13 protein-coding genes are annotated in these 16,484 nt (G+C 68.6%); 3 read left to right on the plus strand and 10 right to left on the minus strand.

Translation table 11 applies throughout. The features are described from left to right. Positions 1-20 precede the first annotated feature (20 nt). The 7 genes from ABD255_RS40515 to ABD255_RS40545 are packed head-to-tail and all read right to left on the minus strand — an operon-like array spanning position 21 to position 7,474. Positions 21-914, minus strand: a complete 894-nt coding sequence (locus tag ABD255_RS40515) for a TIM barrel protein (protein ID WP_344222153.1) — start codon at positions 912-914, stop codon at positions 21-23. After that, the gene (gene iolD, locus ABD255_RS40520; protein WP_344222154.1) at positions 907-2,826 is read right to left on the minus strand and encodes a 3D-(3,5/4)-trihydroxycyclohexane-1,2-dione acylhydrolase (decyclizing); all 1,920 of its coding nucleotides are present in this window, start codon (positions 2,824-2,826) and stop codon (positions 907-909) included. Before iolD ends, ABD255_RS40515 begins: the two co-directional genes overlap by 8 nt. Further along, positions 2,823-3,731 (minus strand): 5-deoxy-glucuronate isomerase, encoded by a 909-nt coding sequence (gene iolB, locus ABD255_RS40525; RefSeq protein ID WP_344222155.1) that lies wholly within the window; start codon positions 3,729-3,731, stop codon positions 2,823-2,825. Before iolB ends, iolD begins: the two co-directional genes overlap by 4 nt. Next, positions 3,728-4,657, minus strand: coding sequence for a Cgl0159 family (beta/alpha)8-fold protein (locus ABD255_RS40530; protein WP_344222156.1), 930 nt, complete (start codon positions 4,655-4,657; stop codon positions 3,728-3,730). The genes iolB and ABD255_RS40530 overlap by 4 nt, the downstream gene beginning before the upstream one ends. Beyond that, complete coding sequence (gene iolC, locus ABD255_RS40535) at positions 4,654-5,595, minus strand: 5-dehydro-2-deoxygluconokinase (protein ID WP_344222157.1); 942 nt, start codon at positions 5,593-5,595, stop codon at positions 4,654-4,656. The genes ABD255_RS40530 and iolC overlap by 4 nt, the downstream gene beginning before the upstream one ends. Next, the gene (locus tag ABD255_RS40540) at positions 5,595-6,476 is read right to left on the minus strand and encodes a sugar phosphate isomerase/epimerase family protein (RefSeq protein ID WP_344222158.1); all 882 of its coding nucleotides are present in this window, start codon (positions 6,474-6,476) and stop codon (positions 5,595-5,597) included. Before ABD255_RS40540 ends, iolC begins: the two co-directional genes overlap by 1 nt. Beyond that, positions 6,473-7,474 carry a Gfo/Idh/MocA family protein gene (locus tag ABD255_RS40545; RefSeq protein WP_344222160.1) on the minus strand — a complete coding sequence of 334 codons (1,002 nt, stop codon included), beginning with the start codon at positions 7,472-7,474 and terminating at the stop codon, positions 6,473-6,475. The genes ABD255_RS40540 and ABD255_RS40545 overlap by 4 nt, the downstream gene beginning before the upstream one ends. A gap of 132 nt (positions 7,475-7,606) precedes the next feature. Between ABD255_RS40545 and ABD255_RS40550 the strand changes: the two genes are divergently transcribed. Both ABD255_RS40550 and ABD255_RS40555 read left to right on the plus strand, forming a co-directional pair. After that, positions 7,607-8,344 (plus strand): GntR family transcriptional regulator, encoded by a 738-nt coding sequence (locus tag ABD255_RS40550; RefSeq protein WP_344222161.1) that lies wholly within the window; start codon positions 7,607-7,609, stop codon positions 8,342-8,344. 10 nt (positions 8,345-8,354) lie between these two features. After that, a complete protein-coding gene (locus ABD255_RS40555) occupies positions 8,355-8,792 on the plus strand; it encodes a hypothetical protein (protein ID WP_344222162.1) in 438 nt (145 codons plus the stop codon). Positions 8,793-8,798: 6 nt separating this feature from the next. On the opposite strand, the gene ABD255_RS40560 is transcribed toward ABD255_RS40555, so the two are convergent. Continuing rightward, complete coding sequence (locus ABD255_RS40560; RefSeq protein ID WP_344222163.1) at positions 8,799-13,664, minus strand: NAD-glutamate dehydrogenase; 4,866 nt, start codon at positions 13,662-13,664, stop codon at positions 8,799-8,801. 268 nt (positions 13,665-13,932) lie between these two features. Further along, positions 13,933-14,433, minus strand: coding sequence for a MarR family winged helix-turn-helix transcriptional regulator (locus ABD255_RS40565; protein ID WP_344222164.1), 501 nt, complete (start codon positions 14,431-14,433; stop codon positions 13,933-13,935). Between the two features lie 88 nt (positions 14,434-14,521). Here ABD255_RS40565 and ABD255_RS40570 point away from each other — a divergent pair, with 88 nt between their 5' ends. Further along, the gene (locus ABD255_RS40570) at positions 14,522-15,502 is read left to right on the plus strand and encodes an NmrA/HSCARG family protein (RefSeq protein WP_344222165.1); all 981 of its coding nucleotides are present in this window, start codon (positions 14,522-14,524) and stop codon (positions 15,500-15,502) included. A 60-nt stretch (positions 15,503-15,562) separates the two neighbouring features. Here ABD255_RS40570 and ABD255_RS40575 read toward each other — a convergent pair whose 3' ends face one another. Continuing rightward, positions 15,563-16,387, minus strand: a complete 825-nt coding sequence (locus ABD255_RS40575) for an NADPH-dependent oxidoreductase (protein WP_344222166.1) — start codon at positions 16,385-16,387, stop codon at positions 15,563-15,565. Positions 16,388-16,484: the final 97 nt, after the last annotated feature.

The following is a 16,484-nucleotide window of genomic DNA, read 5'->3' on the forward strand; positions in this document are numbered from 1 at the left end:
CAGAATTACTCTGCTGGTCGTCAAACGGATACACCACCCCCGTGGCTCTTGAGGTACGACAGAGTCCGCTCCGCGATCGGGAGTGGGACGTCGGGTGGGCAGGGATACATGTCCTGCTCCACGATGGCGAACAGGTCGGCATCGAGGCCGGCCAGCGCGTCGAGCACCGGCGGCAGGTCGGGCACGCCCAGCGGCGGCTCGCACATCACCCCGCGCCTGACCGCCTCGTCGAAGCCCACTCCCTCGGCTTCGACCGCCGCCAGGACCTTCGGGTCGACCTGCTTCAGGTGCACGTAGCCGATCCGGTCCGGATACTTCTGGATCAGCTCCAGGTTGTCGCCGCCGCAGTAGCTGATGTGCCCCGTGTCGAGGCAGAGGTTGACATAGTCCCCGTCGGTCTCGGCCAGGAACCGCTCGACCGTCTCCTGGCTGTCCACGTGCCCGTCCGCGTGCGGATGGAACTGCGTCTTCAACCCGTACTCCGCCGCGATCCGCCGGCCGAGCTCGGTCACCTGCTTCCCGTGCCGCGCTTGCCCCTCGTGGTCCAGCCGCGGCTCGACGATCTCCCCGTTCGAACCACGCCACATCGACGGGATCACGACCAGGTGCCTGGCCCCCATCGCCGCGGCCAGTTCAGCGGCGGCCGAGACGTCCTGCCAGGTCGAGTCCCACGAGTCCGGGCGGTGCAGGTGCTCGAAGATCGTGCCGGCCGTCACCTCGAGGCCGCGCTTGTCCAGCTCTTCCTTCAGCCGCGCGGGATCCGTCGGGAGGTAGCCGTACGGACCGAGCTCGATCCGGGTGTAACCAGCCCCCGCGACCTCGTCGAGGAATCTCTCCCAAGGAGTCTGCTGCTCGTCGTCCGCGAACCAGACTCCCCACGAGTCCGGCGCGCTGCCAACCTTGACGCTACCCATGGGAGCCTCCTTCGACCGGTGCGAGATACGGCTTCTGTGCCTTCTTGGACTCCGCGTACGACGCCGAGGCGGTCTGCGTCGACTCCAGGTCGGACACCTGGCTGACGGGCACGTCCCACCAGGAATCGGAGTCCGGAGCGCCGATCAGCGGATCCGTTGTCACGTGGATCGCGATCGGGCCGTCCGCCGCCTTCGCCGTACCGATCGCCTTCTCCAGCTCGGCCCGGCTGTTCACGTCGATCACCTCGACGCCGAAGCTGCGCACGTTCGCCGCGAGGTCCACCGGCAGGTAGTCACCGTCGAGCCGCCCGTCGCCGCCACGCCGCCGGTACGCAGTACCGAAGCGTTGTGAGCCGAGGGACTCGGAGAGGGCGCCGATCGAGGCGAACCCGTGGTTCTGCACCAGGACGACGATGATCTTGACGTTCTCCTGGACCGCGGTGACCAGCTCGCTCGACATCATCAGGTACGACCCGTCGCCGACCATGACGAAGACGTCCCGGTCGGGCGCGCCGAGGCGGACGCCCAGGCCGCCGGCGATCTCGTAACCCATGCAGGAGTAGCCATATTCGACGTGGTATCCCTTCGGGTCGCGGGTCCGCCAGAGTTTGTGCAGGTCGCCCGGCATCGAACCGGCCGCGCACACCACCACATCACGCGGCTCCGACAGTTCGTTGACGGCACCGAGCACCTCGCCCTGGGTCAGCAGGCCCTCGGCGAGGTTGTCCACAACCTCCGCAGGCGGGTTGTACGCCTGCTCGACGATGCCGTCCCAAACTCGTGCCAGTTCCGCGGTCTTTTCCTTGTACGTTTCCTGTACAGACCAATCACCGATCGCAGACCGCAAGGAAACAAGGGCTTCCCGGGCATCTGCGATCAGAGGGAGACCAGCATGCTTACCACCGTCGAACCGCGCCACGTTGATGTTCACGAACTTGACGTCCGGGTTCTGGAAGGCCGTCCGCGACGCCGTCGTGAAGTCGGCGAAGCGTGTCCCGATCCCGATCACCAGGTCGGCCTCGCGGGCCAGCGCGTTCGCCGCGGTCGTCCCCGTGGACCCGATCGCGCCGACCGACTGCGGGTGGTCGTAGCGCAGCGATCCCTTGCCTGCCTGGCTTTCCGCGACCGGGACGCCCGTCGCCTCGGCGAACTCGCGCAGCGCGTGCTGCGCCTGCGAGTAGGCCACACCGCCGCCGGCCACGATCAGCGGGCGCTCCGACGATCTGAGGAGCTCTACCGCTTTGTCGACAATGGATGCTTCAGGCAACGGCCGCGCGACGTACCAGGTGCGCTCGGCGAAGAGCTCCTCCGGCCAGTCGAAGGCTTCGGCCTGGACGTCCTGCGGCAGCGCGATCGTGACCGCGCCCGTCTCGACTGGGTCGGTCAGCACCCGCATGGCGTTCAGCAACGCCGACGGCAATTGCTCGGGGCGCCACACGCGGTCGAAGTACTTCGAGACCGGGCGGAACGCGTCGTTCACCGAGACGTCGCCGCCGGTCGTGCTCTCCAACTCCTGCAGCACGGGTGTCGCGACCCGGGTGGCGAAGACGTCGGAAGGGAGGAGAAGAACCGGTAGCCGGTTGACCGTGGCCAGGGCGGCGCCGGTGATCATGTTGGTCGAGCCCGGACCGATGCTCGCCGTGCAGGCGTAGGTCTGCAGGCGGTCGCGGGTCCGGGCGAACGCCGAGGCGCTGTGCACCATCGCCTGCTCGTTGCGGGCGAGGATGTATGGCAACGCCTCCGGGTCCTCGAGCTCGGCCTGCAACAGAGCCTGGCCGAGGCCGGCCACGTTGCCGTGCCCGAAGATGCCGAAGCAGCCGGCGAACAGCTTCTGCCGCTCCGCGTCGCGCTCGGAGTACTGGACGCTCAGGAACCGCACCAGCGCCTGGGCGACCGTGAGGCGCACCGTCATCGCTCTCCTCCAGAATCAGTCGTCTCCCCGAAGGGCAGCCGTGGGTCGATCTGCTGGGTGTTCCACAGTTCCCGGACCCAGCCGTGCTGCGGGTCGTCACTGATCAGCCACTGCCGCTCGGTGCCGGGACCAGCCATCACGTTCAGGTAGTACATGTCATAGCCAGGAGGCGCCATCGCCGGACCATGCCACCCATGAGGTACCAGCACCAGATCCCCACTGCGTACTTCAGCCAGTACTTCGATGGGGCGGTCCTCGGTGCCGTAGACCCGCTGGTAACCGATCGGGTCGTTGCCTTTGACACCTTCAGGGGCATCGTCGGAGAGCTGTAGCTCGAAGTAGTAGATCTCCTCGAGCTCGGACTCCTTGCCAGGCTTGTGCTCGTCGTGCTTGTGCGGCGGGTACGACGACCAGTTCCCGGCCGGGGTGAGGACCTCGCACGCGATGATCGAGTCCGCCTCCAGCACGGCGGGCGTGCCGAAGTTCCGCACCTGCCGGGAGGCGACACCGGCACCGCGCAACTCGGTCTCCACCTGCTCGATGCCGATCCGCCGGAACGGGTAGTCCGACGCCGCCCGCGCGTGGGGGAAGGCGATCCGGGCACCCCCCGCGCTGACCACGGCCATCGTGCTGCCGCGCGGTACGTAGGCGAGGTCGGTCGGGCCGGCGAAGACGTCCGCGCGTCCGCCCAGCGCCACGGTCTCGCCGTCGACGATCACCTCGGCCGATCCGGACAGCGGCAGCACGAGCCACTCCGAGTCACCCGTCTCGATCTCGACGGACTGCCCGGGCCGCAACGTCGCGACGTACAGGCCGGTGTGGTTCCAGTCCTTCTCGCCCGGGCTCACGGCGAGCTCGAAGCCGTCCCTGGCCGTGGAGCCGGCCGGCCTGAACCACTGCGTCATGCGGCACCTCCGTGAACCAGTGCGGCGGCTTGGTCTACCGCGGAGGAGACGTCGCCGTCGGGTGGGAAGAGCAGGGCCCGGCCCACGACCAGGCCGCGGACCGAGGGCAGGCTCAAGGCCTTCCCCCAGGATGCATAGGTTTCCTCCGGGGCGACAGTCGGATCGCCGCCGAGCAGCAAGGTCGGCAGCGTCGTTGCCTCCATCACCCGATCCAGGTCGTCCACCACCGGCAGCTTCAGCCAGGTGTACGCGCTCGTCGCGCCGAGGCCGGAGGCGATGTGGACGGACTTGATCACCGAGTCGGGATCGAGCAGGTTCGTCACCCGGCCGTCGCGGCGGACCGACCAGAACGGCTCGACCATCGCCATCAGTTTGCGCTCGGCGAGTTCCGTCACCGCCTCCGCGCTGCTCTCCAGCGTCGCCACCGTGCCGGGATCGTCGAGGCAGATCCGGGTCAGCATCTTGCCGCCGTCCAGCCGGCGGGCGGCGATGTCCTCCGCCGATCCGTAGGCGGTGAACCGGTCGTCGAGCTCGAACGCCGAACCTTGCAGCCCGCCACGGTTCATCGAGCCGATGACGACCTTGCCTTCGAGCGCGCCGAGCAGCAGCAGGTCTTCGAGCACGTCCGGAGTCGCGAGCACGCCGTCGACGCCCGGCCGCGACAGCGCGGTACAGAGTCGATCGATCAGGCCCGGGCGGCTCGCCATCGCCATCCGGTCGTCGCGGACGCCCAGGGCCCCGCGGGCAGGGTGGTCGGCGGCGACGATCAGCAGCCGGCCGTCGTCACCGACGACCCCCCGCCGACGCCGCTGCTGCCACGCCTCCCCGATCCGCTCGGGATGCCGCACCCGGATCTCGGTCAGATTGACGCCCCGCTCCGCAGCGGACAGCTGAGGAGTGGACAGTTGGGACTCGGCCGCGGTCATGCGGACTCCCCCAGCAGCGCGAGGACCTCGGCCTCGGTCGGCATCGCGGTCGAGCACTCCAGCCGGGAGGCGACGATCGCGCCGGCGGTGTTCGCGAACCGGATCACCTTCTCCAGCGGCCAGCCGGCCAGCAGCCCGTGACACAGGGCGCCGCCGAAGCCGTCGCCAGCGCCCAGACCGTTGACCACCTCGACCGGGAACGGCGGCACCTCCACCCGCTCGTCGCGGGTGCGGGCCAGCGTCCCCTTCGGCCCCTGCTTGACCACGGCCAGATCGAGACCGCGGTCCAGCAACGCCTGCGCGGCCTTGTCCGGATCGGTCTCGCCGACCGCGACCTCACACTCCTCACGGTTGCCGACAGCAACCGTGCAGTGTTCGAGCGCCCGGCTGACCTGCTCGTGCGCCTCGCTCGGATCCGCCCAGAACATCGGCCGGTAGTCGAGGTCGAGCACGGTGATCGGCCTGCGTTCCCGCGCCTGCCAGGCGGTGAAGTGCGCCGTCCGGCTCGGCTCGGCCGACAGACCGGTGACGGTCGACCAGTAGATCTTCGCGTCCTTGATCGCGTCCAGGTCGAGCTCGGACGGGTTGATGACCAGATCCGGCGCCTTCGGGAACCGGTAGAAGTACAGCGGGAAGTTGTCCGGCGGGAAGATCTCGCAGAAGGTGATCGGCGTCGGCAGCCCCTCGACCGGGGTGACGAACCGGTCGTCGACGCCGAGTTCGAGCAGGCTCCGGTGGATGAACGTGCCGAACGGGTCGTTGCCGGTCCGGCTGATCACCGCCGACTTCCGGCCGTGCCTGGCCGCCGCGACGGCGACGTTGGTGGCGCTGCCGCCGAGGAACTTGCCGAAGCTCTCGACGTCCTCCAGCGCGGTACCGGTCTGCAGCGGGTAGAGGTCGACCCCGATCCGCCCGATGGTGAGTACGTCGTCTGCCATCAGACGGCCTCAGCGATCCGGCGCAGGTGCGCGATGCTCGCCCGTACGTCGGACAGTGGTCCCTCGTCCGACGGGCGGCTTTGCAACATCGTGTCCTGCTCGAGGACGTACCAGCCGTCGTATCCGGACTTCTCCAGCGTGGACACGATCGTGGTGAGGTCGATGTCACCGCCGCCGAGCGGGCGGTACATGCCCTCGCGGACCGCGTCGGTGTAGCTGACCTCGCCGGACTGGACCTTGGCCGCCCAGCTCGCGTCGACGTCCTTCAGGTGCGTGTGCTTGATCCGGTCGGTGTGCTTGAGCGCGAGCGCCACCGGATCCACCCCACCGATCAGGAGGTGTCCGGTGTCGAGCGTCAGGCCGATCGTGGAGCCTTCCAGTACCCGGTCGACGTCCTCGGCGTTCTCGATCATCGTGCCGACGTGCGGGTGCAGCGTCGCGACGACCCCCTGCTTGGCAGCGAGGCCGGCCAAGCTGTCGAGGTTGGCGAGCAACGTGGCCCAGCCTGCGGAGTCGAGCACCGGACGGCCGTCGTACCCGTCCTGGCCGGTCGCCGCGGCCAGTACCAGCGTGCTCGCACCGGCGGCGACGAACCCCTCCAGTGCTCGCGCGACCTCAGGGGCAGGATCGTGCGAAGGATCATGCAGTACTACGGGAACGAATCCCCCGACCGCACGCAGTCCCAGATCGGCGAGCGCCTTCGCCTTCTCGGCCGGGTCCTCCGGCAGGAACCCGTCCGGCCCGAACTCGGTCGCGGCGATGCCCACATCACGCATCTGCGCCAGCACCGTCTCCGGGTCGTACTGCCAGCCCCAGCCGGGCACCTCGCAGACACCCCAGGAGATCGGGGCTCCGGCGATCCGGCTAGCAAGGTCACTCATCGGCCGATCTCCTCCAAGGACACAACGCGGTTCTCGTGACGGGACAACTCACAGGCATCGGCGATCCGGAAGGCCTGCAGCGCGTCCCGGACCGTGCAGGGCACCTCGCGGGTGCCGGCGACCACCTCGGTGAAGGCGGTCAGTTCAGCGACGTAGGCCGGCTGGAACCGGTCCATGAAGGTGGCGTGGGGGTCACCGCCGGGGAAGGTGACGCCGGGCTCGACCGAGGTCAGCGCGGTGTGCTCGTCCAGCCCGATCGCCACCGACCCGAGCGAACCGAGCACCTCCATCCGGACGTCGTGGCCGGCAGCGTTGTACCGGGTGCCGCTGACCGAGACGAAGGTGTTGTCGTCGAGGGTGAGCAGCGCGGCGGCCGCGTCGACGTCGCCGTACTCGCCGAAGAAGGACTCGCCCCGGTTCGCGCCGGTGGCGTAGACGCTGACCACCTCGCGGCCGGTGACGAACCGGATGATGTCGAAGTCGTGCACGGTGCAGTCCCGGAAGAAGCCGCCGCTGGTCGGGATGTAACCGGCCGGTGGCGGGAACGCGTCGTTCGTGTTCGCGCGGATGTGGTGGATGAAGCCGAGCGCGCCGCTGCGCACCTGCTCGCGGGCGGCCCGGTACCCGACGTCGAAACGCCGCTGGAAGCCGATGTGCACGGGCACGTCCGAGGCCTCGACCAGCGAGACGACCCGCTGGGTGTCGGCCAGGTCGGGGGCGACCGGCTTCTCGCAGAAGGTGGGGACACCGGCTGCCACCCCGGCGGCGATCAGGTCCGCGTGAGCCGAGGTCGCGGCGGTGATGACGAAGCCGTCCAGGTCGCTGCGCAGCAACTGGTCGACGTCCGCGGCGAACTCGAGGCCGAGGTCCTTGGCGACCAACTCCGCCCGGCTCGCGTCGACGTCGGTGACCACCACTTGCTTGACCGCCGGCAGATTCTTCAGGGTCGCGGCGTGGAACGCCCCGATCCGCCCGACTCCGACCAACCCGATGCGCATCCTGTGCCCTCTCGTCAAGGCGTGTTTGTGCGGGACCCCGCTAGCTTTGCCCGCCCGCGCAAGGGTGTCAATACTTTGTTAGCACATTTTCACGTAGGGACATACAAACGTCCTTCATGTAACCTGTCGCCCATGGCCGCCCTGCCGATCCAGATCGATCGGACGAGCCCGGTGCCGCTCTACCACCAGCTCGCCGAGCAACTGACCGCTGCCATCAGTGACGGCACGCTGCGCCCCGGTGACCCGTTCGAGAACGAACTGGCGATGTCGGACCGGCTCAGCCTGTCCCGCCCGACCGTGCGGCGCGCGATCTCGGAGTTGGTGAACAAGGGTCTGCTGGTCCGCCGCCGCGGCATCGGCACCACCGTCGCCAACCAGATGGTGCACCGCCGCGCCGAACTGACCAGCCTGTACGACGACCTGATCCGCGAAGGCCGGACCCCGCGCACCGACGTGCTCTCGCTGGTCTGCTCCGCCCAGGACGACCGCGCCGCCGAGGCCCTCGGACTCCCCCTCGGCACCCCGCTGGTCTCGATCGTCCGGCTCCGCTACGCCGGCGACGCCCCGCTCGCGATCCTGCGCAACTGGTTGCCCCCGGCAATGGACGACCTGACCGCCGAACAACTCGAGACCGACGGCCTGTACGCCGTACTCCGGGCTCGCGGTGTCCGTCCGACGGTCGCCCGCCAGCGCATCGGCGCCCGCAACGCCACCGCGGAGGAGCGCCGCACCCTGCACATGTCCAAGGCCGAGCCGCTCGTCACCATGACGCGGTCCGCCTACGACGCCGACGGCTCACCCGTCGAGTTCGGCGACCACTGCTACCGCGCCGACCAGTACTCGGTAGATGTCATCGTCAGCGAACGATGACCGCCGTCCGGTGACCGAGGACGAGGAACCGGACGAGCCGAGACGAGCGAAGGTGAAGGTCCGGCTCCGTGGTCTGGAGTGGTTCCCGTTGCCGGAGAAGGCCGAGGCCAGGCATGCGGCCCCGTACGAGTTCAAGGAGGGCGAAGAGGCGTTCTTCGCCGCGGCCTATCTGCTGTCGATCGTCGGCCTGCCGTTGACGATCGCCTTCGCCGGCTGGAACCCGATCGACATGCCCGAACCCGCGTACGGCGTTCCGGTGGCACTGACCGGGGCCTTGCCGTGGTTCATGACCGAGGCCCTGTGCGAGCTGGCCGGCCGGAGGTCCTTCTCGTTCTTCGCGTTGCGGACCCAGCTCTGGGTCCAGTTCGGTGGAGCGACTCCCGCCGCGATCCGGCGGCTCAGGAGCTGGAAGCGAGGACGACCCGACGACGGGCCGCCCTCGCTCTAGCAAACGTCAGGCCTGGTTGCCCATCAGGGTGCGGACCAACCGCAGGCCCACTGACAGATGAGCCAGTTCGGGACCTTCGGTCTCGACGATCTCCTCCATCATGCTGGCGGCCCGCGCCAGGGCTGCCTCGTTCATGTCCTGCCAGGCGATGACCCGGTCCTCGGGTTCCAGGGACGCGTCGGTGGTGGCGAGGACCTGCGCGGTGAGCCGCGCGTGAACGGCGTGCAGATCGTCCCGCAGCGCCGCGCGGGCCATCGTCTGCCAGCGGTCCATCCGGGGCAGGCCGATGATCCGCTCCAGGAACCGGCCGAGCTGCAGCCGCTCGCCGAGCGCGAAGTGGACCTTGGCGACCTCCAGCGCGTCGAGATCGTCGCGATCGGCCGTCTCGATGATGCCGAGCGCCGCGTACGCCGGCGGCAGCACCGCGATCCGGGTGGCGAAGTCGGCCGGGACTCCCTTGGAGACCAGCGCCTCGCGCCGATGCTCGAACAACGCCAGCTCGCGGCCCCGCAGTACGTCGGGAAGCGCGGCGGTGAGCTTGGCGATGCCGGGGGCGAAGAACTCGATCAGGTCGGCGATGTCCACCGGCGGGCGCCGGTTCGACACCAGCCAGCGGGTGGCCCGCTCGACCAGGGTCCGCGTCTCCAGCCGCATGCTCGTCTGCGTCGCTGCGTCGACGACGTTGTCGAGCTCGGCGTTGCTCGCCAGCAGCTCCGGCTGCGCGAAGATCCGCGACGCCGCTAGGTTCGCCCGGACGACGTCCTCCACCGTGCCGCCGGTCTCCAGTGACAGCCGGTGGAACGCCGTGATCCCGGAGGAGTTGATGAACTCGTTCACCACCTGGGTGGTGATGATTTCCCGGCGCAGCTGGTGCGACTTCATCGGCTCGGCGAACCGGTCCTGGATCGCCTTCGGGAAGTACGACACCAGCTTCGCGGCCAGGTACTCGTCATCGGGCAGCGACGTCTTCAGCAGTTCCGCCTCGAGCACGATCTTGGTGTAGGCGATCAGCACCGACAGCTCCGGCGACGTGAGCCCGCGCCCCTCCGCCTTGCGCCGCTTGAACTCGGCGATGCTCGGCAGGAACTCCAGGTCCCGGTCCAGCAAACCCTGCTTCTCCAGCCGCCGGACCCAGTCCTGGTGGACGTGCATCAGCGCCGCCGCCTGCGCGGTCGCGTTCGCCAGGCCGATGTTCTGCCGGTAGTTGCTCTTCAGCACCAACTCGGCCACTTCGCCGGTCATCGACGCGATCACGTCGTTGCGCTGCTTCTCGGTCAGGTCACCGTCGGCGACCACCTTGTCCAGCAGGATCTTGATGTTCACCTCGTGGTCGGAGGTGTCCACGCCGGCCACGTTGTCGATGAAGTCGGTGTTGATCCGGCCGCCGTTCATCGCGTACTCGATCCGGCCCAGCTGGGTGAAGCCGAGGTTGCCGCCCTCGCCGACGGCCCGGGCGCGCAGGTCGTGGCCGTTGATCCGGATCGCGTCGTTGGCCTTGTCGCCGACGTCCGCGTGCGTCTCGGCCGACGACTTCACGTAGGTGCCGATGCCGCCGTTCCAGAACAGGTCGACCTTCGCCTTCACGATCGCCTGCATCAGCTCGGCCGGCGTCAGCGTCGCCGGGTGGCCTTCCAGGCTCAGCGCCTCCCGGACCTCCGCGGAGATCGGGATCGCCTTGTCCGTGCGCGGATACACCCCGCCACCCGCCGAGATCAGGCCGGTGTCGTAGTCCGCCCAGGACGACCGCGGCAGCTCGAACAACCGCCGCCGCTCGGCGTACGACGTCGCGGCGTCCGGCGTGGGATCGAGGAAGATGTGCCGGTGGTCGAACGCCGCCACCAGCCGGATGTGCTCCGACAGCAGCATCCCGTTGCCGAACACGTCACCCGACATGTCGCCGACGCCGACCACGGTGAAGTCCTGGCTCTGGCAGTCGTGGTTCATCTCGCGGAAGTGCCGCTTGACCGACTCCCAGGCGCCGCGCGCGGTGATGCCCATCGCCTTGTGGTCGTAGCCGACCGAACCACCCGAGGCGAACGCGTCACCCAGCCAGAACCCGTACTCCTTCGCCACGCCGTTCGCGATGTCCGAGAACGTCGCCGTGCCCTTGTCGGCGGCAACCACCAGGTACGCGTCGTCGCCGTCGTACCGGACCACCTGGCGCGGCGGAACGATGTCGCCGGCAACGATGTTGTCGGTGATGTCCAGCAGCCCGGAAATGAACGTCTTGTACGACGCGACCCCCTCCGCCAGCCAGGCGTCCCGGTCGGCCACCGGGTCGGGCAGTTGCTTGGCGTAGAAGCCGCCCTTCGCCCCCACCGGCACGATCACCGAGTTCTTCACCATCTGCGCCTTCACCAGGCCCAGTACCTCGGTCCGGAAGTCCTCCCGCCGGTCCGACCAGCGCAGGCCACCGCGCGCGACCGCGCCGAAGCGCAGGTGCACACCCTCGACCCGCGGCGAGTACACGAAGATCTCGTACGCCGGACGCGGCTGCGGCAGCTCCGGAATGGCCTTCGGCTCCAGCTTGAACGAGATGTACGGCCGGGCCTCGCCGTCGGCACCCGGCTGGAAGTAGTTCGTCCGCAGCGTCGCCTTCATCACGGTCAGGTACGACCGCAGGATCCGGTCCTCGTCCAGGCTCTTCACCGTGTCCAGCGCGGCGACGATCTCCTTCTCCAACTGGGCGACCGCGATCTGCCGGTCCGGGTCGTCGGCGGCACCACCGGCCGGGTCGAAGCTCGTCTCGAACAGCTGCACCAGCAGCCGGGCCACGTCGACGTGGTTGAGGAACGTGTTCTCGATGTAGTCCTGGCTGAACGGGGTGCCGCCCTGCCGGATGTAGCGCTGGTAGGCGCGCAGGATGGACACCTGCCGCCAGCTGAGGCTTCCGCGCAGTACCAGCGCGTTGAGCTTGTCGGACTCGGCCTTGCCTTGCCACACGGCGTGGAAGGTCTCGGAGAAGAGCCCGCGCAGTTCCTCGCGCTCCTCGTAGTCGCTGGGCACCCGCAGCCCGAAGTCGTAGACGTACGCCGTACCGGTGGGCCGGCGGATCTCGTACGGCCGCTCGTCGATCACCTCGACGCCCATGTGCGTCAGCAGGGGCAGCACCTGAGACAGCGACAGCGCAGTACCGGTTCGGTAGACCTTGAAGCGGCGCTCGCCCTCCCACTCCTCGTCGATGGGGCTGTAGAGCGACATGGCCAGGCCGTCCTCGACGGGGAGGCTGTCCAGGATCGTCACGTCCTTCACGGCGATCCGGGCGTCGAAGTCCTCCTTGTACGCCTCCGGGAAGGCCCCCGCGTACTGGCTGCTCAGCCGGGTGACGGCACCGTCGCCGCCCTGGGCGTGCAGCGCCGCGATGAAGTCGTCCTGCCAGGCGCGGGTGGCTTCGACCACCTTCTGCTCGACGATCTCCCCGTCGAACTCGCCGACGGTCTGGCCCTGCTTCATCCGGACCACGAAGTGCACCCGGGCCAGTACGGACTCGGTCACGTAGGCGGCGTAGTCCACCGACTCGGCGCCGATCGCGTCCTTGAGGATCTGCTGCATCTTCAGCCGGACCGCGGTCGTGTAGCGGTCCCGGGGCAGGTAGACGAGGCAGGACAGGTAGCGGTTGTACACGTCGCGGCGGATGAACAGCTTGACCGCGCGGCGCTCCTGCAGGTGCAGAACCGACTGGACGATCGGCAGCAGGTCTTCCACCGGCGCCTGCAGCAACTCGTCGCGCGGGTAGGTCTCCAGCACGTCGAGCAAGCCCTTGCCGCTGTGGCTGTTCGGGTCGAACCCGGTCAGCCGGAACAGCTCGAGCGCCTTGCGGCGCAGTACCGGGACCTGCATGACGCTCTCGGTGTAGGCCGTGGAGGACAGCAGGCCGATGAACCTGCGCTCCGAGACCGGCTCACCGTTCTCGTCGAACTGCTTGATGCCGACGTAGTCCAGGTACGACGAGCGGTGCACCGTGGAGCGGGAGTTCGCCTTGGTCAGGATCAGCAGCTTCTTCTCCCGGGCCTTGGCACTCACCTCGGGCGGCAGCAGTCCGGCGTTCTTGTCCAGCTTCGGGTCCGGGCGCAGGATGCCCAGGCCGGTGCCGGGGATGCCACGCAGGATGCCCTGGTCGCCGTCCATGGTGAAGCTGTACTCGCGGTAGCCGAGGAAGGTGAAGTGCTCGTCGGCGAGCCACTCCAGCAGCTCCCGGGCCTCCTCGACCTCCCCCTCGCTCACCGGCAGTTCGGCAGAGTCCAGCTCGGCTGCGATCGTCACAGCCTTCTCGTGCATCTTCGGCCAGTCCTCGACCGCTCCGCGTACGTCACCGAGCACCCGCTGCAGCGACTGCTCCAACTGCCGGTGCTCGGCCGGGTCGGCGATGCGCTCGACCTCGAGATGCATCCAGCTCTCCCGGACCAGGTCGTGCTCGTCCGTAGACACCGCGTCGTCGAGCACCTCCTGCAGGGTGCCGCTCATGTCCCGCCGGACGACGAACTGCGGGTGCACGAGCAACTGCAACTCGAGGTTGTGGTCGGTGATCACCATCGCGGCGCTGTCGACCAGGAACGGCATGTCGTCCACGACGATCTCCACCACCGTCCGGCCGTTCGCCGACCAGCCGTGCTCCTCGACCGTCGGGGTGAAAACCTGCACCTTCGCGGTGCCCTGCGGACGGCTCAGCGCGGACTTGTAGTGGTGCTTGGCCGCCCCCAGACAGTCCGTCGGCTGCCGCTCGGCAACGTCCTCGGCGGCCACGTAGCGGTAGTACCGCTCCAGGAAGGTTTTGAGCTTCCCGGGATCGACCGACTTGTCGTGGCCGTGTGCTCCGGCGGCCACCGCCTTCGCGAGAACATCCGCCTTCAGGACGTCCAGCTTGCTCTGCATTCCCCACCGTCTCCACGCGTGACAATGACGCCTGCGACTGACGCTGCGCCGGGTCGCACGCCGTTGTGCGCCCTCCTCAGACATTAGTCCACTTCGGTCACTGGTGTGATGTCGGGACGCTCCTTTCCGGTGCCTTACGAATCACCTTCAACACCACTGGCGAGGCGTAGTGCGAGAGCCGCACACGCCAGTACCGCGCGCCGCGCGTTCGTCACCTCACCGCGGGTGATCTCGCGCCCCCGCAGCACCGCCGGGCGTCGCCCAGGGCTCAGCCGCAGCCGCTGATCTCCGGTGGGCAGTCCGTGCGCTGGTGCTTCTCGATCGTGGCGATCACCTCGTTGGCCGACTCGCCGAGTGCCAGCAGCCGCTCCTTGCCGAGAACGTCGACGAAGAACGAGCGGACCCGGCCGGCGTGCACCGGTGCACAGGCCTTGATCGCCGCCAGCCCCTGCTCGGTCAGCACGATCTCCGGGTAGCGGGCGTCACAGGCCTCCTTGCGGATCAGGCCGCGTTTCTCCATCCGGGTCAGGTGGTGCGACATCCGGCTCTTCTCCCACTGGGTCGCCCGGCCCAGCTGGTAGGCGCGCATCCGGCCGGTCTCGGACTCGGACAGATTAACCAGGATCTCGAAGTCGGACTCCGAGAGGCCGAACTCCCGCTGCAGGTGCCGGGCCAGGTGCGTCTCCAGCGTCCTGCGCATCAGCAGATAGCTGCGCCACGCCTTCTGCTCGTCGTCGTCGAGCCACGGTTCGTTCGCCACAGAACGCATCCTACCCTGCCGGGTTGACACATCAACCCAGCGAGCTATGCTCGGTCCAGGTTGACAGATCAACCCAAAAATTCCGAAGGAGATTTCGATGACAGACAAGAAGCTCATCGCCGTGGTCGGAGCCACCGGTTCGCAGGGCGGCGGGCTTGTCCAGGCGATCCTGGCCGACCCCGCGCAGCGGTTCGCCGTCCGGGCACTGACCCGCGGCGCGCAGTCGGAGAAGGCAAAGGCTCTCGCGGCCGCCGGCGCCGAGGTGGTCGAGGCCGACCTCGACGACGAGGCGAGCGTACGGAAGGCGTTCGAGGGTGCCTACGGCGCCTTCGTGGTGACGAACTACTGGGCCGAGCGAACGCCGGAGGAAGAGGCGGCGCGGACGCGGGCGCAGATGGAGTACGAGCAGGCGGAGAACGCGGCCAGGGCGGCCAAGGACGCCGGTGTCCAGCACCTGATCTGGTCGACGCTGGAGGACACCCGCCACCACTTCGGCGACGACGACCGGGTGCCGAGCCTGGACGACGGCAAGTACAAGGTGCCGCACTTCGACGCCAAGGGCGAGGCCAACGACCTGTTCGAGAAGTACGGCGTACCGACCACGTTCCTGCAGACCACCTTCTACTACGACTCGATGGCGCAGGGCGTCGGGCCGGTCCGCGACGCCAGCGGCAAGCTCGTACTGACCATGCCGATGGCCGACCAGCCGTTGTCCGGCATCGCGTCCGAGGACATCGGCAAGACCGCGCTCGGCGTCTTCAAGCGCGGCGACGACTTCGTCGGCAAGACGGTCAGCATTGCTGGCGACCACCTGACCGGCGACCAGTACGCGGCCGCCCTGAGCGAGGCACTCGGCGAGGAGGTCACCTACCAGCCCCTGACCTGGGACCAGTTCCGTGGCCTCGGCTTCCCGGGCGCGGTGGAGATGGCCAACATGTTCCAGTACTACGCCGAGGACTCCGCCCGCTTCACTGGCGACCGCGATCTCAACCTGGTCCGCGCACTGAACCCGGAACTCAAGTCCTTCGACGACTGGGTGGCCGAGCACGAGAACGAGCTCAAGGCAACAGTCAACTGACGCTCATAGGTCTGGAAGTGGCGGCTCGGCCCGGCGGGCCGGTCCGGTAGGCGGCCTGCCTCACCGGAGCTGGAAACCCCGGAGCCGGAGCGCCTCCCGCAGGTGCTCGCGGCCGTTGAGACCGGCGACAGTACCGAAGCGAGCCGCCACTCGGTGGGCCCAGCTCGGAGGCAGGCCGGCGGCGGCGTAGTACCGGTTGAGCAATTTCTCGTAGGCGTCGACGTGGGCCGCCTGCGGTTCCAGCGCGTACTGCTCGTGGTGCACAACTGCCTGCTGCGGCAGCCTCGGCTTGACCGTGGTCTCGTCGTACCGGTCGGGATGGCCGACGGTCAGCCCGAAGACCGGGAACACGTTCGGCGGCAGGTCGAGCTCCGCCGCGACCTCGAGCGGCCGGTTGCGGATCGCGCCGATGAATACCGTGCCGAGCCCGAGCGACTCGGCCGCCAGCGCCGCGTTCTGCGCCGCGAGCGCGACGTCCACGAAGCCGAGCAACGCGGCCTCGACGAAGTCCGCGCCCTCCGAGGTCGCCTGGCCGATCCGCTCGGTCACCTGCCGCGCCCGCGCCAGATCGGCCAGCCAGACGAGCAGCAGTGGGGCCTGACCGACGAAGTCCTGTGCGCCCGCGAGCTCGGCCAGCCGCGTACGGCGTGCCTGATCTCGTACGGCGACGACGCTCCACAGCTGAAGATTTCCCGACGTCGGCGCCGACTGCGCCGCGGCGATCAACGCCGTCAGCGTCTCGTCGGAGACTGGGTCCGACCGGTAGCTCCTCACCGACCGGTGAGCCAACTGGTGCGCCAGCACCTCGTTCCACACCGCCAGCGGCTGGTCGGCCGCCTCGCTCCCGTACCGAAGCTGATAGGAGGTGCCGGGCGAAAGCGTCATCTGGGTTCGCTCCTTCGTTGAGGGCTGGGTGCAGTGAGGAGTAAGCGGTTCCTCGGGATCTCAGAGGCATACGTCGCTGCTCACCCAGTCGTTGAGA

Origin of the sequence: Kribbella sancticallisti (assembly GCF_039530625.1) — a bacterium.
Lineage (GTDB): Bacteria > Actinomycetota > Actinomycetes > Propionibacteriales > Kribbellaceae > Kribbella > Kribbella sancticallisti.